The organism is Acinetobacter sp. YH12039, from assembly GCF_013420015.1.
Taxonomy (GTDB): domain Bacteria; phylum Pseudomonadota; class Gammaproteobacteria; order Pseudomonadales; family Moraxellaceae; genus Acinetobacter; species Acinetobacter amyesii.
The window spans coordinates 35,760-57,414 of sequence record NZ_VOZA01000013.1; the positions used below are offsets into that span (position 1 = coordinate 35,760).

Consider the following 21,655-nt stretch of genomic DNA (forward strand, 5'->3'; position numbering starts at 1 on the left):
ATTAAAATAGTGAACGATCCAATGGAATTTCGACCCCGATAGACACTCCCGCATCTTGACCATAGACATCAGAATCACTCACCCATCCATTCAGCTTCAATGGCGCATTTGGTTTTAAGTAATGTGTCCAAGTAAGATCTAAAGCTTTAATTTCATCTTTTTGCGCAAATGCATGATTATTTATTGAATTTGACTGATTCACTTTGGCCATCATTACTCGACCATTTAAGCGATTCATAACATCAAAGCGAATATCTCCACCAAGACTTAGCATTTGACCATCCCCGCCCATGGCATGCCCTAACGGGAAGCCGTGTTGATAATAGCCATCTTGATAAATATAGTGATTATAGGAAATACCTTGTACGTCGCCATTGGTTCGAGTATCAGCCCATTCCGCATACACCTGCAAAGGTAAATTATTCAATTGTGAAGAATAATCGACACCTGCTAAATACATTTTTTTTGAAGGAAGAAGCCCAGCTTCATCTTCACCTACATATTGCCCATAAAGGCTAATCGGGACACCACTCCAGTGGTTTAAATTAAGGCGTGCATCAAAACCCGCAATTTGATTAGACTTATCTAGATCGCCATCATAAAAGTTGTCATTACCTTTAATTGCATTCCAAAGAGAATCCCAACTTTCTGAACGTCCTTCCCCACCCCACTGAAGCATCCGAGAAGCGCCTAGCTCCAAGTAAGACAATGGCTGTGCAGTTAGACGCAGCCCTAATAGTTTGGCATCTGGAATCGCACTGTAGTCATCTAATTGACCTGCAAAAGCTTGATATTGCCAAGGTCCAATCCAAGACAACCACTTTGTTTCAAAGGCCTGTTGTTCCGCTCTTTGCATAGTAAAACCATAAACAGGGCGACTCGCATCACCACGGATTAGGCTTCCTTCATGTCCAGGTCCCCAATACGTTGGGATTTGACCTGCAATCAACCATTGATTCCACAATTTACCAGCAAGATATGAGCCTTCTAAATTGACATCATGTCCATGGTCAATGATTGGATCTTTTTCAGTATTGACTCGCAGTCTTGCATCCCACTGCGTTCCACCTGCATTCAATTCAAGTGCGGCTTGATATTGCGATTTTTGCTCATCTGCAAATTTTTGCGGGATGTTCTGTGGATCTGTTTCAGCAAATAAAGCGAGCTTAATAGAGGTATTTTCTGCTTCTAAATTTGCCATGACCGAATTGACAACTTTCTGCTGAGCATTATTTTCAATTTTGGCAGTAGATAATGCACGCTGAATTTCTTCACCACTCAATGGCCAAGTCGAAGTGCTGATTTGAATCACACCTTGTTGGTTCAGCCAATTTAGATCTGTACGTAGATCATTATTATTCAAAATGATCCCTTGAGCTGTAACTGGCAAAGCTATAGAAGAAAAAATGGCAAATGATAAAACCCTAAGAGCTTGATATTTCATATATTATTTCAATCAATTTATCTTTCACATATGATAACGATTTTTTTCAAACAAAAGATAAGATCTATCATTATTTTTGCACAATCAATACACGACTCACGACTTAAGTTAAGTAGTGAGAAGTATGGCAAATACAAAATTCGCCATACTGTCTTTAATGAATTTACACACTAAATTTAAATCTTAATTGTACCCATTTGGATTTTGCTTCTGCCAGTTCCAGCTATCCTTCAACATATCTTCTAAACCATGTTGAGGCTGCCAATCTAACTCCGCAATTGCACGCGTATTATCAGCAAATGAGGTTGCAACATCACCTTCTCGACGAGGTACATATTCAAAAGGTATCTCAACACCATTCACTTTTTCAAAAGTATCTCGAATTTGTTTTACTGAAATTCCATTGCCTGTACCAATATTCCAAGCGCGGCATCCTTGTGTTTTTAAACGATGATTCAATGCGCATAAATGTGCATTGGCCAAATCAACCACATGGATATAATCACGCACACCTGTACCATCTACCGTGTCATAATCATTGCCAAAAATTGACAACTTATCACGACGGCCGACTGCAACCTGCGTCACGTAAGGCATCAAATTATTGGGTATCCCTTGTGGGTCTTCACCCATTTGGCCACTTTTATGTGCCCCTACCGGGTTAAAATAACGCAGCAATCCAATTGACCAGCGCTCATCTGCAGTCGATAATTTTTCTAGTAATTGCTCGACAATCAGTTTGGTATAGCCATAGTTATTACTTGGCATACCTGTAGGCATGGTTTCATTCAAGGGTGAAATATTGGCTTCATCATAAACGGTTGCCGATGAACTAAAGACCAACTTAAAGACTTGAGCACGCTCCATCGCTTTAACTAAGCTAATAGAACCTGAGATATTATTTTCAAAATATTTTAGTGGCTTTTTTTGGCTTTCACCCACAGCTTTTAAACCTGCAAAGTGAATCACAGCATCAATAGAATGATGCTGAAAAATTTGATCTAAAATTTGCTGATCGAGAATATCACCTTCAACAAAATCTAATTTTTTAGCTGCCAACGCTTGAACACGTGCTAAAGATTCGACAGAACTGTTGGACAAATTATCCAGTACAACAACCTCATGCCCTGCGCTCAAAAGTTGAATACAAGTATGTGAACCAATATAACCTGCACCACCTGTTACTAAAATTTTAGCCATTGGTTTTTCCTAATAATATTTGTAGTAAGCCTTGCGTTGAACCATCTAAATCCGCAATATCCTTTCGATCACCATTTAATATTGGAAGTAGCTGATTGGCAATTTCTTTGCCTTTTTCTACACCCCATTGATCAAACGGGTTAATGTTCCAAAGCACCGACTGTACAAAAACTTTATGTTCATACATTGCAATCAACATGCCCAAACTATATGGATTTAGCTCTTGCAATAAAATGGTTGAACTTGGTTGATTGCCTTCATATTGTTTATATTCCGGCAAATCTTGTACTTCTTGTTGATTTAAAGCTTGATTACCAAATGCCAGTAAGCGCGATTGAGCCAAACAATTGGATAAGGCCAAATGATGCTGTTCCACCAGCGCCTCTGCATTATCGACATAGGTAAATTGTTGGGCCTGATAACGCTGCACTGGCGCAATAAAATCACAACTCACTGCTTGACTGCCTTGATGCAGCAATTGGTAAAAAGCATGCTGCGCATTTGGTCCCACTTCCCCCCATATAATCGGGCAAGTATCCCAGTCCACTTTTTGACCATTACGCTGAATCGATTTACCATTCGACTCCATTTCCAACTGCTGTAAATAAGAGGCGAAATATTTCAAACGCCCATCATAGGGCAGCACTGCATGAGTCTGAATATCAAGGAAATTATTATTCCACGCACCCAATAAGCCCATTAATACAGGAATATTGTGTTCGAAAGGTGCCGTCTGAAAATGCTGGTCTACCGCATATGCGCCAGCTAACAGTTGTTTAAAGCCATCAACTCCAATTGTCAGTGCAATCGGTAAACCGATACATGACCAAAGTGAATAGCGACCGCCGACCCAATCCCAGAGCAAAAATTGGTTTTCGGCTGCAATACCCCATTCTGTCATTTTATCTGCTTTGGTAGATACGCCAATAAAATGATGCTTTAAAATTTGTGATTCTTGTCCAAGTGCTTTTTCGAGCCATAATCGCACCGTTTGCGCATTGGATAAAGTATCAATGGTCCCGAACGATTTTGAAGAAATAATAAATAGCGTGGTTTCGGGGCGAAGTTGATGCAATAAATCTGAAAGCTGGCTACCATCAATGGTCGAAACAAAATGTACATCGAGTGGCTTATATGTGGATTTTTTGAAATCAGATAAGGCATGGCTCACCATCAGTGGTCCTAAATCTGACCCTCCGACACCAATATTGACCACATCTTGAATGACTTCACCAGTTGCGCCGCGGCACTGGCCAGCATGAATTTTTTCTACCAAAGCATACATACGCTCAAGTTGTGTATGCACTTGTTCTGCTAATTCAGGATGAGACTGATCATCTTTAGGTAACCGTAGCGCCCAATGCATGGCTGCACGCTGTTCGGTATAGTTAATTTCTTCAGTAGAAAATAAACGCTTTATCCACGACGTTAAATCTTGTGTCTGTGCCCACTGGACTAGATTTTTGACAACGGGCTGATTGACTCTATGTTTACTAAAATCAAAAACCACCGGCTCTAAAGGCACAGAGAATTTTTCGAATCGCTGAGGGTCTTCAGCAAAGAGTTCTGTTAAATGCTTATTTTCAAATTCAGTTTTCAAACTATGAAGACTGCCTAAAACTGAATCTAAATGTTCGACCATATAGGGTTGAGTTTTCATAGCCATTAACGTCCTACCCCCATATATACAAAACCTTGAGACTTCACATATGCTGGATCATAAATATTGCGCCCATCCAAAATAAGCGGATGCTGCATGGTTTTAAGCAATTCGGTATAATTTGGACTCCAATATTGTTTCCATGCAGTCAATAAACACAAAGCATGTGCATCTTGCACTGCCTCATATTGCTCTATGCAATATATAAGATCAGGTCGCTCACCATATATTTTTTTAATTTCTTCCAAGGCTTGAGGGTCGTGTAATTTAACTTTTACACCTTGAGCCCATAGTGCTGCCAACATGGCATGAATAGGAGATTGTTTCGTACTAGACGTTTTTTCTTTAAATGCAGCACCCCATATCGCAACAGTTTTCCCTTTTAAATCACCATGATAATAATTCCACAATTTGCGGAATAAAACTTCTTTTTGCTGCTCATTAATATCCCAAACTTGAGCAAGGAGCTGGCTATTTGCGCCCACACCTGACACCGTATGCGTTAGGGTCTGAATATCATGTGAAAAGTTTTCTCCACCAAAGCCTGCCCCCGGATAGAGATAAGATCCTCCAATACGATTATCCGCAGCCATCCCCTGACGAACTGACTCAATATCAATGCCTAATTTCTCAGCAACCATTGCCAAGTCATTGATATAACTAATTCGTGTCGCCAACATGCCAGAGATACTCAACTTGGTAAATTCAGCATCTAAAATGGGCATAAATAAATATTGCTGCTGACGTGGGAATAAAGGGCGTAAGAGTTCCTTAATTTTAATTTGAGCAACATCCGATGCAGCCCCAACAATCAACTGCTTGGCTTGGGCAAAGCTTTGTAAAGCGTTTCCTTCCTGAATCATGTCGGGTAAATAGACCCACTCATCTTCATGCAAAATTTTTGCAAATTTTTCTGTCCCATGCAGTCCTAGAGTAGACGCATTAATCATCAGTTTGGGGTGAATAATGGGGCGTTGCTTGATTACCTTGAGAATTTCGATACATTGCTCTTCTTCGGCAGGGTTAAAACTGAAGAAATAGGCATCTGCATCTAATGGAATATCATTAAAGTCGCAGTATTTTAAAAAACTACTTTGTTGTTTGTTGAGTAGATTTTTTACAGCTTCATCTTGCATATACATTTGTTCGCTTTCATACGTTTTCAGTGGTTCATACCAAAAAACGTGATGACCGCATTCTGCTAGCAAAGCAGCAAATACACCTGAAAAAAGTGTTTGTCCAAATACTGCAACCTTCATATCAATCTCTTTTTATAGTTTTAGTTCTTTGATCAGCGCTTTAAATTCCTCACCTAATTTTGGATGGTCTACACCATAATGTAAAACTGCTTTGAGATAGCCCAGTTTACTGCCGCAATCAAAAGTTTGACCTTTCATGCGATAGGCTTCAACCGTATCGGTCGCTTGCAGCATAGCAATAGCATCCGTCAACTGAATTTCATTACCTGCACCTTTAGGTGTTTTTTCCAATAATCGCATAATCTTGGCAGGCAAAATATAACGGCCAACTACCGATAAATTGGATGGCGCAGTTCCGACTGCCGGTTTTTCCACAATGCCTTGCATGACGATGCTATGCCCTTCTGCAGGTGTAGAAGCAACATCTACAATGCCATATTGATCCACCAAATGATCAGGTACAGCTTCGACCATAATCTGTGATGCATTGGTTTCATCAAAACGTTGAATCATGAGACTCAGATCGTTTTGGTCTGATGGATCTTTGACTAAAACATCTGGCAATAGCACAGCAAAATCATCATTCCCCACAACAGATTTGGCACATAAAACTGCATGACCTAAACCAAGTGGCTGTGGTTGACGTACACTGATTACACTGACATGTGGCGGTAAAATTTCGGTAATTTCTTTGAGTAAATCAAATTTATTTTTATGTTCTAGAGTGGTTTCCAGCTCAAAATTACGGTCAAAGTAATTTTCAATTGAGGCTTTTGAAGAATGGGTCACCAAGATAATCTGTTCAATCCCTGCAGCAACCGCTTCTTTGACTACATATTCAATGGCCGGACGGTCAACCACTGTCACCATTTCTTTAGGAATAGATTTACTGGCAGGTAAAAAACGTGTCCCGAGGCCTGCGACTGGAAGAATGGCTTTTTTGATCATTAAATTTCTGCTGACTAAATTTAAAAAATTTATGTTAAGACGATTTTACTTCATCTACATTATCTGTCGAGTCATTACCTTTAAACAAAGATGGCCCCACATGACCTGGAGCATTAATACCTTCTCTTCTCGTCATTACACCGACAGTTTTAAACATAATTTTAAAATCAACTAGAGTATTATGATGATCGACATACCAGACGTCGCATTTAAAACGTTCTTCATAGTCTAGCTCATTACGACCACTGACTTGCGCTAAACCGGTCATACCAGGACGAACATTTAAACGTCGCGCCTGTTCGGGTGAATATAATTTAACAAAGTCTTTGAGCATTGGGCGTGGACCAACAATACTCATGTCCCCTTTTAATACATTAATGAGCTGTGGCATTTCATCTAGACTAGTAGAGCGTAGCTTCTGACCAAATGGTGTAATCCGATCTTCATCTGGCAATGGATTTCCATCTTTATCCAAGGCATCTTTCATGGAACGAAACTTGATCATTTTAAAAAGTTTGCCATCTTTACCTGGACGCTCTTGCAGGAAAAAGATCGGAGAACCTAAATTTTTACGAACTTTAAAAGCCACTACGCAAAAAATTGGAGATAGAAGGACTAAAGCTATTAGTGAGATGACAATATCAACTAAACGTTTCATTACTAAAACTACCACTCTATTAATGAACTTTTTTTCGAAGTAAACTATTATAAATTTTGCCTAATAAAGAACTAGGCAAAAGCCTAAAAGTAGATCGTATTAAAAAGAGTATATTAGCATGTATTGGTCGCTGTAACTTAAGGTCTTTTTTCAATTTTAATAATTGTTTTTCACTTTTAATATATTCTAAACCTTTGCGACGCGCATGCATGCCGTTACCAACTCTTGCATAAAGAATAATATCTGATAAGTTTGCCACTTCATAACCTTTTCCTATAACTCTAAGCCATAAATTATAGTCTTCCATGAACAAATGGTGTTGGTAACCACCCAATTCTGTAATCACACTTTTTTTGTATGCCACAGTCATATGGTTAAATGGACAGCGTTTTTGAGCAAATTCTTTTATATCATCGTGTGTTGTTGGCACACTTTTGATAACTGCTGAATCATCCGGAGTCTGATCAAATTCAAGTATTTGTCCTCCAAAAAGTACAACATTAGGATTATGCCGAATAAATTGAATTTGTTTTTCAAAGCGATCAGGTTTACAGATATCATCTGTATCCATTCTAAAAACCCATTCATTTGAACAATGTTCTAGCCCTTTGTTTAATGCTTTACCCAGCCCAACATTTTGGCTTAATGGAATCACGTTTAAAGGTTTTCCAATTATTTGTTGCCATTTTTTGACACATTGACTTAGTTCTTCACCAATTGGACCATCTAAAACTAAAATTATCTCATTGGGTTGAATCGTTTGGTCTTTCCAAATACTTTGAAAACATTGCTCTAAAGCTAAAAGGTTTTCTTTATGGTATAAAGATAATAAAACTGAAAAATTCATATTACTCTTCATTAGAATTTAGATAAAATTTTTGCATTTCTTGCTGTTCAACTTTTCTAGCAAACCAATAATTTTGCTTTTGAGCATGTATTAATTGCTCTGAGTTTAAAAATATTGGGCTAGATCCTCGTTGAAAGTTAGGATCAAATTTAATAAATCGCTTATTACCACAATCTGCAACTTTACCTAGCATTTTATTTTTAGCAATTAGATATTGGAAAAAATGTTCATCAGGGCACAATTTTTTTCTAAAAAAATTTAAGTCTGTTTCAGTTATGGATTTCATCAAAATCTGTAATTCATTTCTACGAATTGAAAACCATTGACTCCCAAAATAAAATTTCTCACGAGTCGGCAATATTTTATCCATTTTCTTATAGAATTGAGTTAATGCTTTACCTAATAATGTTCTTTGATATTTTGTATCTGCATGAGGGGTATCAAAACGCATTCTGTATCGATGTTCTGAAGACTCGTTACATTCAATAAATATATCTGAATTATTCCAACTTAATTTTTTATCAAGAATAACATCATCACCACTAATCAAATGAAAGTATTCATTTGTTGGATCATGTTCAAGTGCATAATGAATTAAGTTTAGCGTAGCCTGTATCATTGAAAAACCAGCCCATTTAACATCAACTCTATTTTCTATAAAAAAGACATTACTAAAATCCTTAAAACTCTCAGATATTTCACAAAAATTTGACTTAAAATCAACATGGATATAAAAATTTGTATCTCTATTTTCCAGACAAGTACCTAATAGAGCATCATTTTTTTTATGCAATAAAATCAAAAAACATTTTTTTCCCATAAAAACACCTAATTAAAACAAGTACTGAATATAATTATATTTATACTCTGCACTAGGAAATATAAAAACTTTAATAAAAAATGGGACAAATAAATACAGAACCAAAATACCCAAAAGCCATATATTTTTTCGATACAATACTTGAAAAATATAATATATAGGGAAAATACATAAAAAACTAAACATATTCCACAATCTAAAATAAATTTCTATATATAGCATTTGAAAGAACATAAAATATGTTAAAGACCAAATAAATATTAAAAAATCAAAAAAAACATCTACTTTTTTACTACGAAGATAAAAAAACCAAAAACAAAAAAACAAAGGAGTATAATATAATTTAGGTAAAATAGATGAAATTTTACCAGCATCAAAAAAATCAGTATCAATATAATAAGTATAATTCCCTGTCAAACTAGAAATCAAAGGTACATTTAAAATATAGGAAATTAAAAGCTTTTGATTAAATAAGGCATAAAAAAACATAGAGCCTAAAAAAATGTAAAAGATATATTTTTTAGATGGTATCTTTTTAAAAAAAACAAATAAAACTAAGTAAAGATATGCCGTCTTATGAATAAAACCTAATAAAAAGAGACTGACGAAAAATTTAAAATTTTCTCTCTTGACAACCCAATATATTAATAATATTAAAAAGCTAAAAACCAAAGACTGTCGAAGAACATTAAAAGATGTCTGATAGAGACCTGTAACTAAAAAATAAAGCAAAAAAATCAACCAAGGACTAAAACCTAGATTTCGTAATAAAAATAAACTATAAAAAAAAGAAAGTGATATCAAAAATGAAAAAATTACAAATATAAATTGAGGATCACCTAAAATTTTTGCTAATTCAATAACCTTTATTAAAAAAAATTCGCCCTTAATTAAATATAGAGAAAAGTCATTATCATAGTACATTGACTTATAAGCTTTATAGTCTGTACCCACACTATCCTGAATAGCCATAGGAATAAAAAAGACTAAAAAAGCGGGAAGCCATATCGTTAACTGTGCTAAAAAGCTGCTTGATCTTATTCTTTCTGAAAAATATAAATATGTTGTAATAAATATAAAAATTAAGATATACATCATTTGCTATCTCCTATTTACAGAAAAAATTCGCAGCTCATGAGAAGATAAAAACTAAAGCAAATAACAGCTTATTCACTCCATCACTACACAACCTAAAAATCAATCACAAACACAAAACATATGGTTTTGAGTTAGCCAATATGACATATTTAACGCATAGATTTCAAATAAATCATTAAAAATTATCCTTTAAAAGGATATAAATATTAAAATATTTTTTCAATTTAATATGGCTTTGTTGCACAAACATTCAAAAGCTAAACTTTCCCCAAGTTATCCAAATTTAAGTGACAACTTGGGTGTGAGGTCGGCCCAACTCCATAAATTTATTTAATACTGCCACACGTGCATGCATCTCATTGACTTGGCTTGGCTTTGTTGCATAAAAATTGCATAATTATATGATTTTAAAGGTTTTGATTAAAATTCAACCTAAATTAAAACATAATAAAATCAGTGTTTTATGTATTTATGCAACAAAGCCATTGCAGAATAAGACATCGAATTAGGCGCAGTTTTAGAAAGAGCTGTAATTTTTCAAAAAAGCTTGAAAACCATTTAAAAGCCTTCGACCTAACCCTTCTTTTACATGAATAATGGTTTCATTTAATGGCAGCATATTTTTTGAAACACCACCCAGCAACAAAGTTTCCCATTTTTTTTAAAATTATGAAAAATCATATTTACTTATACTCCTATAAATAGCAGAACGATCAATAATATTAAGAGCAGCAACTTTCTTATTAAAATCAGCTACATATTCTTCAACAAAACAATCATTTACACCATCTTAAATAATCGACAATATACAGCAAAATCTGGTATATCAGCCCTCACTCCGATAATAAAAGCCAAGAGAATTAGTAAAATAAATTTCTATTTATTTTACTAATCGTCAATACTCATTACTGAAATAGTATTTTTTTTATTTTGTTAATAACTCTATCAAAAAATGAAAACTTCCAAGAATATCCCCAATGATGTATGCCATATGTTTCATCTACGATTTGATTAAACATAAGCTGTTTTACCGGCTTTGATTCATCAAATGGATTATAAGGATAAAATGAATCTGATTTTAATATTTTAAAGTTAGAAAACTTTGAATCATTGTAAATTTTTCCTAAAATTTGAGGCATTGCAATATACATCGTACTATTTTGATCATAATATTTTAACATTTTATACATCAAAATATTTCCCTTGAGTGATCCAATAGCGCCACAACTCACCTTACTCTTGTCTGAATCTTCATAAGCAGAAAAAAAGTCATATATCAACAAAGGACTTAAATCCCGAATTATTTCCATGTCCGTATCTAAATAAACTCCACCATATTCATAAAGTGCATAACAACGAACATAGTCAGCTGCAAAAGCATATTTTTTATCTTGTAATGCTTTTTTTACAAATGGGTGGTCAATAGGAGAGTTCAATTCATTCCACTCTTTAATTTCCCAATCTGGCAAATATTTTTTCCAACTTAAGATGCATGCTTGGATTAATGCTGATTTTTCTTGATCACCAAACCAACAAAAATGAATCACTTTAGGTATCATATATACCTCCTAAAACCAATCTTTCATTTTCACAAAAAAATATTTGCAGTAAACCAGAAACCCTCTATTAAAAATTACTGAAGGATTTTCCATTATATATTCCAATAAAAGCTTTAAGGATAAAGCTTTATTCTGCTGCCCTGTCCAAACGATATAAGTCCATCTTAGCTTGCTATATGCTTTATCATATAAATTATGTCCTTTATAAAAACTCAGCGTCTTCATATTGTTATCATAAATAAATTTAGAGTTCTTGGTGGTATTATTGGAGTGTATTCTATAATTTGCAAATGTGTCTGATAAACAATACACACTTCCTTTCTCTGCCATTTTCAACCACATATACCAGTCCTCAACCAATATATCAGGATTATAGCCACCGACTTCATCTAAAGTCGACTTTCTCATTAGCTGAGTTGGTGCATAGAATTGACATTCATTCAAAAATATTTTATCAAAAGCATATTCTTGCTGCTTCAATTTATCTAATTTTTTAATATTATTATTTTCATCAATATAATTTGCACTACCAAAAACTGCTGTAGTTTTTGGATTTTCTTCCATATATTTGACCTGCAAGTTAATTTTATTTTTTAAAATAATATCATCTGAAGCCAATGCTGCAAAATATTTACCTTTACTCCAAGCAATAGATTCATTTAAAGTTGCGCTCAATCCTTGATTAGGGCGATTTCTAAACTCAAATCGAACGAAACGTTGCTCACAAGCAGGGAGCATTTTTTCAATAATTTCAACAGAACTATCTTTAGAACCATCATCAATAATAATGAGCTCAATATTTTGATAAGTCTGGTCAATCACACTTTGAATGCTGTCTCGAACAAATTGTTCGTGGTTATAACAAGGAATAATAATAGAAACTAACGGAAAATTACTCACTGTACAAAATACCTCATTATCACTAATATTAGAAACTGAATTCTACGTTTTGAACTCAAATCACCAAATAAACTATTTCTCCAAATAAATTTAGTTGCATCGCTAATTGCGGACTTCCAATTTTCGATATTCTTCAGCGATTTACGGTTAAAAAATAAATATTTTCCTGCTTCCCATGCATATACAATAATAACTGCAGGACTTACCTCACTTTTATCTTTCGAGGAAAGTATTTTATACAAAATTATTGAATTAAAAATTTTCTTATATAATTCTTTATTAATTCTCTTAGTGGTAGACTGTAGATTATTATTATAAAAATATATACCATCTGAAACTTTTATGAGACGCGAATAATAGAATGCTAAACGTGTTATCACCTCATCATTATTTATATAGTTTTTGGTATTCTTTTCTTCATAATCTATGTATGCACACATTAAAATATCTTTTCTATATACTCCTAGCCCATGTACTCCCCACCTTTCTAAGGAGTTCTTTAGTGCATCCCGACCACAAAAAAATGATTTACTCGTATAATAGATAAAATCATTTAAAACTACCTCTCCATTAACTTCACTTTTATACTTCAAGTTGAAAAGAACTATGTCTACTTCAGTATTGAAATTAGTCATGGCTTCGTTTATAGCATCTTTAGAAAGCTCATCATCACAATCCAGTATTGCAATAAAATTTCCTGATGCGTGCATCACACCGTTCTTTCTAGCGCTAGCAGCCCCTTGATTTTCCTGATTTATTAGTCTAATTTTTAGATCTGGATATTTCGCAGCAATCTGAACAATTATATTCTTAGAGTTATCCGTAGAACCATCATTTACAAAAATAGCTTCTATAGCTTTATAAGTTTGACTTTGAATAACATCAAAACATTTCTCAATATTTTTCTCTTCATTATAGACTGGAATAATGATTGAACATAATTGATTCACATTAATACTCCATACTCTTAAGTTTAATGTTTGAAAATAAACCGCATACTAGCCAGTACATCAAACAATTTATAAAAAATGCAATTGCAATACCTTCAAAGCCAAAATATAAAATCGATAAGTAAGTTATTGGAAGTATACTTAGAGCAAACACTGTTTCTGTAATAACAAACAACCCCGTCATCGCTTTACTTAGCATCATGAAGCTAATAATCCAACTTGCAATTTTAGTCACATCACCAACTAACTGCCATGTTAACAATTCAAGCATTGGCATAAATTCATCTGTAAACAAAAACTTAACAACTATTTCTTTAAAAAGATAAATGAGAATAGACGATATAATCGCAACAGGTAAAATAACCTGATAACCTAAAAACACTTCCTTTTTAACCTCTTCATATTTTTTTAGTTCAGACAGTCTAGGTAGGTAATACACACCGAGGATCGTAGAGGCAAATAACAAGTAACCATTACTTAATCTTGTCATTGCATCCCAATACCCTGCATAAACTAAACCAAATTGCTCAATAACCATGTTTCTAAGCAATATTTGTGCAATATTGCCAAAAAACACACTTACAAAAGCCATTAATGCAAATGCTGCTAACTTCTTAGCTATATTCTTCTCGACTTTCCCAAAAAAACTTTTTAGATTAAACCACTCCAACTTAGAGCATAAAAACATCGTTACTAAAAAAGCGAGTGATTGATAAATTGACAGTGCGATCAATGCGCCATATAACTGATAATAAATCGCTAAGAGGCTTGTGATAATAAGTGAAAAGATACTCCCCGCAATATTAGCTACCACCATCTTTTTTACTTCTTTTACGCCATTCAGAATTGCCAAAAAGAAAGAGTTGAACGTAAAAAATACTAGAAAAATTGCAAACCAAACTAATACTTTAGAGTATTCATTAGAATGAAAAATATAAATGGCTATCTGATTTTTAAAAATCAAAATCAATAGCGCTGAAACTGTACTAAAAATTAGGATTAAAGTCCCTGAGGTTCGCCAAACTTCTATTTGCTTTGTTTTTTCTTCATGATATTCAGCTGTATATTTTATTATAGCGGTATTAATTGCACTTCCAGCAAAGGTTGTTATCATTTGAATAAAATTTTGGAATTGACCAATAGCAGCATAACCAGCAGGTCCGACGTATACGGCTAATATTTTATTCAATAAAAACATTGTGGCTGTTTTGATTAAAACAGCCACTCCATTTAGCACACTGGTCTTAAGCAAATTCATTTTAGGCGTTAAAACTATTACAAAGCTGAATTACTTTTTCTACATCTTCCAAACTCAGCGTTGGCCCCATAGGTAAGCTTATTACTTCATCATGAATCTTCTCGGAGATCGGATAACTCAAATTATTCCATTCTTTATAAGCCTGTTGCTTGTGTGGGGGAATTGGATAATGGATTAACGTTTGTACGCCATTTTCTGCTAAATATTGCTGTAATGCTTCTCGATTTCTTGAACGAACGACAAATAAATGCCAAACATGTTGGTCATATTGAGACACATCTATATCAGACAAAGGCAAGCTCAATTCAGGGTTTTTAATCCCCTCAAGATACATTTTTGCAATTGTACGACGATGTTTCACTTCTGCATCTAAATGTTTTAATTTGACATCAAGCATCGCTGCTTGAATTTCATCTAGTCGACTATTCACACCTGGAACTAAATTTTTATACTTTTCATGCGAGCCATAGTTACGCAATGCTTTTAACATGTTCGCTAATTCTGCATCATTCGTAGTAACTGCACCTGCATCACCCAATGCACCTAAATTTTTTCCAGGATAAAAACTAAAACCTGAAGCATCGCCCCAGTTTCCTGCTTTTTTACCTTGTATTTGTGCCCCATGACTTTGTGCGGAGTCTTCTAAAACCAATAAATTGTATTGTTTAGCAATTTGCATAATTTCTGGCATTTCTGCCAATTGACCATATAAATGGACAGGTAAAATCACTTTAGTTTTAGTCGTTATTGCTTCTTTTATTTTTATAGGATCAATATTGTAGGTAGAAATATTTGGCTCAACTAAAATTGCAGTCAAGTTATTTGCTGTAATCGCAAGAATACTAGCAATATAGGTATTTGAAGGAACAATCACTTCATCACCATCATGAAGCTTACCCAGCTCTTTCCAAGCACGTAAGGTTAAAATTAATGCATCTAAACCATTGGCCACGCCAATTGCAAATTTAACCCCGCAATAGTTTGCAAAATTTTGTTCAAACTGTTCTAGCTCATTTCCACCAATATACCACCCAGAATCAATAACTCTCGTGCAAGCCGTAATTAACTCTTCACGATACTGCTGATTAATATTTTTTAAATCTAAAAAGGTAATCATTCTTATATATAACCTTTAATTATTGCAGGGTTGCCTATCACTATTGCATTTGCGGGAACATCTTTAGTCACCACAGCACCAGCACCAATCAGTGCATTTTGGCCAATACGAATTCCAGGTAAAATGGTGGCATTGGCCCCAATGCTCGCACCCTTTTCAACAATCGTTTGAGAAAACTCTTCTGGATACTGCTTTGAACGGGGTTTTTTATCATTTGTAAACGTAACAGATGGGCCAATAAAGACGTTATCTTCTAGTGTGATCCCATCCCATACATAGACGCCTGATTTTATGGTGACATTGTTACCAACGATGACATCATTTTCAATGAGAGTATGCGCACAAATATTACAATTTTCACCAATTACAGCATGCTGTAGAATGACGCTAAACTGCCAAACTTTGGTTTTCTGTCCAATTCTTTGGGATTTCACGTCTGATAAAGGATGAATAAAAGGTTTATGTACTTCTTTTAAAAATTCTTGATAATCACGAATATAATCAGATTCAGTAAAATGCTCACTTGCCAAAACAAGTAGAACACAGTCCTCAGAAAAATCATGCATTTCCCGCCAGATCAATCCTTCAATAACCAAACCTTGGGTCGGGTTATCTAAAATAACTTCTTCTTTATTAGAGCCATTTTCCAGAATAAATCTGCAACTACCTTTTAAACATATTGCAACTTGTTTGAGATCAATATGAGCATGAAATCCACGAGGTTTATCTACTGTATTAAAAATATAATATAAACGCTTAACTTCAAAGGGAATGGACTGATTGGACTCAATAGCCACTAACCCACCACGGTCATCACCAAAGTTCGGTAAGTCAATTAATTCTACAAGACTCATCTTATTCAGCTACCAAAGAAATCAAATATTGACCATAGTCATTTTTACTCATGCTTTGCCCAATTTTTAACACTTGCTCTTTACTCAACCAACCTTGATTAAAAGCAATTTCTTCAAGACAAGCTACTTTATAACCTTGGCGTTTTTCTAAGGTCTCTACAAATTGTGCTGCTTCAAGCAAACTTGCATGTGTACCTGTATCGAGCCATGCAAAGCCTCGACCCAATAGCTCAACACTTAAGTCACCCCTCTCCAAATACATTTGGTTCACTGTCGTAATTTCTAATTCGCCACGCTCTGAAGGTTTAACTTCTTTTGCAATTTGAATCACATCATTGTCATAAAAATATAAACCTGTCACTGCAAAATTTGATTTTGGTTGCTTAGGTTTTTCTTCTAATGAAATTGCGCGTTTATGCTCATCAAACTCAACTACACCAAAACGCTCAGGGTCTTTTACTTGATAGCCAAAAACTGTAGCGCCTTTTTGGCGAGCTACAGCCTGCTTCAGCATTGGTGTAAAGCCCTGACCATAGAAAATATTATCGCCAAGTACCAAGCACACATTGCTATCACCAATAAATTCTTCGCCGATAATAAACGCTTGAGCCAACCCATCCGGACTAGGTTGAATGGCATACTGCAAACGAACACCAAACTGTGAACCATCACCAAGCAGGCGTTCAAAGCTCTCTTTATCCTCAGCTGTCGTAATAATCAGAATATCCTGAATGCCTGCCAACATAAGTACAGAAATTGGATAATAAATCATTGGCTTGTCGTAAATTGGGAGTAGTTGTTTAGATACACCCTTTGTAATTGGGTATAAACGTGTACCCGATCCACCTGCGAGAATAATACCTTTTGTATTCATTATGCATTCACACCTAATCTTTCACGTTGGTAACTGCCATCTTGAACACGACGACACCACTCTAAATTATTCAAATACCATTCAACTGTTTTTCGAATACCTGTATCAAACGTTTCTTCAGGTTTCCAGCCTAATTCATGGCCAATTTTTGTTGCATCAATGGCATATCGCAAATCATGACCAGGGCGATCTTGTACAAATGTGATCAGTGAATCATAAGCTTGTCCATTCGACTGGGGCTTTAACTCATCTAAAATCTTACAAATCTTTTTTACGACTTCAATGTTTTGTTTTTCATTGTGTCCACCAATGTTGTACGTCTCTCCCACAATGCCTTCAGTCACCACTTTATATAATGCTCTAGCGTGGTCTTCTACATATAACCAATCGCGAATTTGATCACCTTTACCATAAATTGGAAGTGCCTTACCTTCTAAAGCATTCAAAATCACTAAAGGAATCAATTTTTCAGGGAAATGATAAGGACCATAATTATTTGAACAATTGGTAATCATTGTTGGTAGTCCATAAGTTCGATGCCAAGCTCGAACTAAATGATCTGAACTGGCCTTACTTGCCGAATATGGCGAACTCGGAGCATAGGGTGTTGTCTCCAGGAACAAGTCATCTGTACCTTCTAAGTCACCATAAACCTCATCTGTTGAAATATGGTGAAAACGAAATGCTTGTTTTTTATTTTGATTTAAACCGTTCCAATAATGACGGGTAGCTTCCAGCAAGTGATATGTACCAATAATATTGGTTTCAATAAATGCAGCCGAACCTGTAATTGAGCGATCTACATGGGACTCTGCTGCCAAATGCATCACAGCATCTGGTTGAAAACTTTCAAAGATTTGATCTAATGCAATACGATCGCAAATATCAGTTTGAGAAAACTGATAACGCTCACTATCAGCAATACTTTCTAAAGATTCTAAATTGCCAGCATAAGTCAGCTTATCAATATTTAATACTTCATTATTAGTATGATTAATAATATGTCGAATCACGGCAGAACCAATAAAACCTGCTCCACCTGTTACTATAATCTTCATAAATATCCTAAATTTTAAAATTCACTGTATTAAGGTATAGCTTTAATTTTGTTATCCTTAATTATATCATCCAGTTAAATTAAATTTTAATACTACTATTAAAATTACTTATCTATAGATGCTGAGCAATAACCATCCACATATTTTTTTAGTATCGTAAATAATTCATTTAAATCATCACGATGCTTGTAACTTTTAAGCTGTATAAATATTTCAGCAACCTCTAAATATCCATAATATTTTTCATAAGACTTTAATATCCGTTCATGATCCGTTTTTTTTACATTTTCAGCATCAATTAACAACTCTTCATATAACTTTTCACCCGGACGTAGACCTGTAAATTGTATCTCAATATCACCTATACCATTTTCATCGATTGCTCGAAAACCACTCAAACGAATCATTTGTTTTGCCAAATCTATAATTTTGACTGGTTCACCCATATCAAGCAGAAATACATCACCGCCAGTCCCCATCGCACCTGCCTGAATCACAAGCTGAGCTGCCTCAGGAATCGTCATAAAATAACGCGTGACTTCTGGGTGCGTTACTGTAACAGGCCCGCCTTGAGCAATCTGCTTTTTAAACAAAGGGACGACAGAACCTGACGAACCAAGTACATTGCCAAAGCGTACAATACTAATTTGCGTTTTTGGATTCGTCGACGCTAGGCCCTGACAATACAATTCTGCCATGCGTTTAGACGCCCCCATCACATTGGTTGGACGTACCGCTTTATCGGTTGAAATTAAAACAAAAGTTTCAACATTTTGATTCACCGCTGCATCTACACTACGCTGTGTGCCAATGGACGTATTATAAATACCTTCAAATGGGTTTGCTTCAACAAGTGGTACATGTTTATAAGCTGCGGCGTGATAAACTGTTTGCACTTTGTACTCTTGAATAATACGTTCTAATTTTTGCTGATTGGTGACAGAACCTAGCACTGGAATAATTTGTATATCAGAAGCCTGCAATTCACGATCAATTGAATACAAAGCAAATTCAGACATTTCAAACAGCACTAACATTTTAGGCTGATGCTTCACAATCTGACGACATAACTCAGAGCCGATCGAACCGCCCGCCCCTGTCACCATGACCACTTTATGTTTAATATTTTTTTCTAACAGTTCAGGTTTCGGCGGTACAGGATCACGGCCTAATAAGTCAATAATATCCACTTCACGGATATCTGAAACTTGGACTTGCCCATCCACCAGTTGCGTTACCCCTGGCAGTTCCATAATTTTGACATCTGCTGAATCAAAAGACTCAATAATCTCTTTTTTCCGTGCACGACCAACGGAAGGCATGGCAAGTAATACTTCTTCAATGCCAAATTTTCCAAGTTTTGCTTGCGCTTTTTTGGGTGAATAAATTTTTAAACCACTCAGTGACTGACCTTGTAAGGAGCGCTTATCGTCAATAAAACACACGGGCAAATAATCATCTGAGCGGTTTAAAGCTGCTGCAATTTGTTGTCCTGCCAGCCCTGCGCCATAAATTGCCACACGTTTACGGCTTTGCTTTTTGGCAAAAGTTTTAAGAGTAGCGTAGCGAATGACTGCACGGCTCCACCACATGTATGAAAACAGCATAAAGCCATACATGAGCGGAATACTCATGGGAATAAATGCAACATTCAATTTTTTGATCGTGTATAAGGCCACGATTTGAATAAATGTCCCGATTAAAATTCGCAGCAGATAGTCTTCATTAAATGAACGCACAATTGCGCGGTAAATTCCGAGCAAAGCAAAAATAGCAATGCCAAAAATACCGACATAAATATACCAAGCATCCAGTCCTTGCATGACCTGTACATTGGGACGCGCCAAACGTATGGCATAAGCAAGCCACATCATTAACGGTAAAACACAAATATCCATCAGCACCAAAACGATTTGTTTTTGGCGACGCGGTAATGATGCTATAGAACGGATAAAGTCTTTCACAAGATGCTCAAATAGGGTCAATAAAGCGAATGAGAGCGCATATTATACGCTCTTTTCAGGTTTAGATTTTTGCGATCACCGCTTGGATCGCATCCACGGTTTTTTGTAGGCTGTGCTCGGACAAGGTTGGGTGTACAAGGAACATTAAGCTTGTTGCACCTAGCTGTTTAGCTTGCGGTAAAGACTGCGCAGGACGCCAAGGCGTACCATCAAATGCTTTTTCTAAATACACTTCTGAACACGAGCCGCTAAAACAAGGCACATTCAATGCATTGATTTCTGCCATGATTCGGTCACGCGACCAGTCTACAGGCAAGGCTGAAGTATTCACTTGCACATAGCATTTATAGGCTGCATGCACATATTCAACAGACGGTTTTACTACAGTAAAATACGGACTATTTTCAAATGCCGCTTGGATAAGCGCCATATTGGCATTACGTTTTGCCGTCCATTCAGGCATTTGTTTGAGTTGCAGGCGACCAATCACGGCTTGCATTTCCATCATGCGCCAGTTGGTGCCAAATGAGTCGTGTAACCAACGGAAGCCCGGTGGATGTTGCTTGTTATACACGCTATCAAAGTTTTTACCGTGATCTTTATACGACCACATTTTTTTCCACAGACTTTCATCATTGGTGGTGACCATACCGCCTTCACCGCCAGTGGTCATAATCTTGTCTTGGCAAAACGACCATGCACCAATATGACCAATTGAACCTGCGGATTTACCTTTATACATCGCACCATGCGCTTGAGCACAATCCTCAATCACGAAGATGCCTTTCTCCTCTGCCAATTGCATGATTGGATCCATATCACACATCCAACCCGCCAAATGCACACAAATAATCGCTTTGGTATTCGGTGTAAGCACCGCTTCAATAGTACGACGTGAGATGTTTTGTGAATCGAGTTCCACATCAGCAAAAATCGGATTAGCACCTGCAGTCACAATCGAACTTGCTGAAGCCAAGAAGGTACGTGAAGTGACAATCACATCATTCCCTGCACCGATGCCGAGGGCTTTTAGGGCTAAATCGAGTGCCACGGTGCCATTGGCTACGGCAACTGCATGCTTGGTTCCTGCAAACTGTGCAAATTCCTTTTCAAATTCACGGCATTCCTGCCCTGTCCAATAATTCACTTTATTGGACAAAAGAACTTTTGACACCGCATCGGCTTCTGCTTGGGTAAAGCTTGGCCAAGGCTCAAATGCACTGTTTAACATGGAATTTTCCTAAAAC

The 21,655-nt window shown here is 35.9% G+C and carries 19 protein-coding genes and 1 pseudogene; 1 reads left to right on the plus strand and 19 read right to left on the minus strand.

From position 1 onward, the window contains the following. Position 1 precedes the first annotated feature (1 nt). The 9 genes from FTT98_RS07770 to FTT98_RS07810 all read right to left on the minus strand — a co-directional run bounded on the left by FTT98_RS07770 (position 2) and on the right by FTT98_RS07810 (position 9,874). Complete coding sequence (locus FTT98_RS07770) at positions 2-1,444, minus strand: capsule assembly Wzi family protein (RefSeq protein WP_180177231.1); 1,443 nt, start codon at positions 1,442-1,444, stop codon at positions 2-4. A gap of 183 nt (positions 1,445-1,627) precedes the next feature. Continuing rightward, positions 1,628-2,644 (minus strand): UDP-glucose 4-epimerase GalE, encoded by a 1,017-nt coding sequence (gene galE / locus FTT98_RS07775; RefSeq protein WP_180177232.1) that lies wholly within the window; start codon positions 2,642-2,644, stop codon positions 1,628-1,630. Next, a complete protein-coding gene (gene pgi, locus FTT98_RS07780; RefSeq protein WP_373685133.1) occupies positions 2,637-4,304 on the minus strand; it encodes a glucose-6-phosphate isomerase in 1,668 nt (555 codons plus the stop codon). Before pgi ends, galE begins: the two co-directional genes overlap by 8 nt. A gap of 5 nt (positions 4,305-4,309) precedes the next feature. Continuing rightward, on the minus strand, positions 4,310-5,563 hold the full coding sequence (locus FTT98_RS07785; RefSeq protein ID WP_180041263.1) for a nucleotide sugar dehydrogenase: 1,254 nt from the start codon (positions 5,561-5,563) through the stop codon (positions 4,310-4,312). Positions 5,564-5,575: 12 nt separating this feature from the next. Beyond that, a complete protein-coding gene (galU, locus tag FTT98_RS07790; RefSeq protein WP_180177233.1) occupies positions 5,576-6,451 on the minus strand; it encodes a UTP--glucose-1-phosphate uridylyltransferase GalU in 876 nt (291 codons plus the stop codon). A 34-nt stretch (positions 6,452-6,485) separates the two neighbouring features. Continuing rightward, the gene (locus FTT98_RS07795; RefSeq protein ID WP_180177234.1) at positions 6,486-7,109 is read right to left on the minus strand and encodes a sugar transferase; all 624 of its coding nucleotides are present in this window, start codon (positions 7,107-7,109) and stop codon (positions 6,486-6,488) included. Between the two features lie 19 nt (positions 7,110-7,128). Beyond that, complete coding sequence (locus FTT98_RS07800) at positions 7,129-7,956, minus strand: glycosyltransferase (RefSeq protein WP_180177235.1); 828 nt, start codon at positions 7,954-7,956, stop codon at positions 7,129-7,131. Position 7,957: 1 nt separating this feature from the next. Continuing rightward, positions 7,958-8,776 (minus strand): beta-1,6-N-acetylglucosaminyltransferase, encoded by an 819-nt coding sequence (locus FTT98_RS07805; RefSeq protein WP_180177236.1) that lies wholly within the window; start codon positions 8,774-8,776, stop codon positions 7,958-7,960. A 12-nt stretch (positions 8,777-8,788) separates the two neighbouring features. Then, complete coding sequence (locus FTT98_RS07810) at positions 8,789-9,874, minus strand: EpsG family protein (protein WP_180177237.1); 1,086 nt, start codon at positions 9,872-9,874, stop codon at positions 8,789-8,791. A gap of 486 nt (positions 9,875-10,360) precedes the next feature. Here FTT98_RS07810 and FTT98_RS07815 point away from each other — a divergent pair. Next, a pseudogene (locus FTT98_RS07815) lies at positions 10,361-10,484 on the plus strand (IS1 family transposase); the annotation flags it as partial. Positions 10,485-10,779: 295 nt separating this feature from the next. Here FTT98_RS07815 and FTT98_RS07820 read toward each other — a convergent pair. The 10 genes from FTT98_RS07820 to FTT98_RS07865 form a co-directional block, all read right to left on the minus strand. Continuing rightward, a complete protein-coding gene (locus FTT98_RS07820; protein WP_180177238.1) occupies positions 10,780-11,433 on the minus strand; it encodes a glycosyltransferase family 32 protein in 654 nt (217 codons plus the stop codon). Positions 11,434-11,442: 9 nt separating this feature from the next. Further along, a complete protein-coding gene (locus FTT98_RS07825) occupies positions 11,443-12,333 on the minus strand; it encodes a glycosyltransferase (RefSeq protein WP_180041252.1) in 891 nt (296 codons plus the stop codon). Further along, entirely contained in the window at positions 12,330-13,283 is a 954-nt protein-coding gene (locus FTT98_RS07830; protein WP_180041250.1) for a glycosyltransferase family 2 protein, read from the minus strand. The genes FTT98_RS07825 and FTT98_RS07830 overlap by 4 nt, the downstream gene beginning before the upstream one ends. Before the next feature lies 1 nt (position 13,284). After that, complete coding sequence (locus FTT98_RS07835; protein ID WP_180041248.1) at positions 13,285-14,541, minus strand: O-antigen translocase; 1,257 nt, start codon at positions 14,539-14,541, stop codon at positions 13,285-13,287. A 1-nt stretch (position 14,542) separates the two neighbouring features. Continuing rightward, on the minus strand, positions 14,543-15,658 hold the full coding sequence (locus tag FTT98_RS07840) for a DegT/DnrJ/EryC1/StrS aminotransferase family protein (RefSeq protein WP_180041246.1): 1,116 nt from the start codon (positions 15,656-15,658) through the stop codon (positions 14,543-14,545). Between the two features lie 2 nt (positions 15,659-15,660). Beyond that, positions 15,661-16,512, minus strand: coding sequence for a WxcM-like domain-containing protein (locus tag FTT98_RS07845; protein ID WP_180041244.1), 852 nt, complete (start codon positions 16,510-16,512; stop codon positions 15,661-15,663). Position 16,513: 1 nt separating this feature from the next. Then, on the minus strand, positions 16,514-17,386 hold the full coding sequence (rfbA, locus tag FTT98_RS07850) for a glucose-1-phosphate thymidylyltransferase RfbA (RefSeq protein ID WP_180041242.1): 873 nt from the start codon (positions 17,384-17,386) through the stop codon (positions 16,514-16,516). Continuing rightward, positions 17,386-18,444 carry a dTDP-glucose 4,6-dehydratase gene (gene rfbB, locus FTT98_RS07855; protein ID WP_180041240.1) on the minus strand — a complete coding sequence of 353 codons (1,059 nt, stop codon included), beginning with the start codon at positions 18,442-18,444 and terminating at the stop codon, positions 17,386-17,388. The genes rfbA and rfbB overlap by 1 nt, the downstream gene beginning before the upstream one ends. 104 nt (positions 18,445-18,548) lie before the next feature. Then, entirely contained in the window at positions 18,549-20,408 is a 1,860-nt protein-coding gene (locus FTT98_RS07860; protein ID WP_180041238.1) for a nucleoside-diphosphate sugar epimerase/dehydratase, read from the minus strand. Positions 20,409-20,469: 61 nt separating this feature from the next. Continuing rightward, complete coding sequence (locus tag FTT98_RS07865) at positions 20,470-21,639, minus strand: DegT/DnrJ/EryC1/StrS aminotransferase family protein (protein ID WP_180041236.1); 1,170 nt, start codon at positions 21,637-21,639, stop codon at positions 20,470-20,472. Between the last annotated feature and the right edge of the window lie 16 nt (positions 21,640-21,655).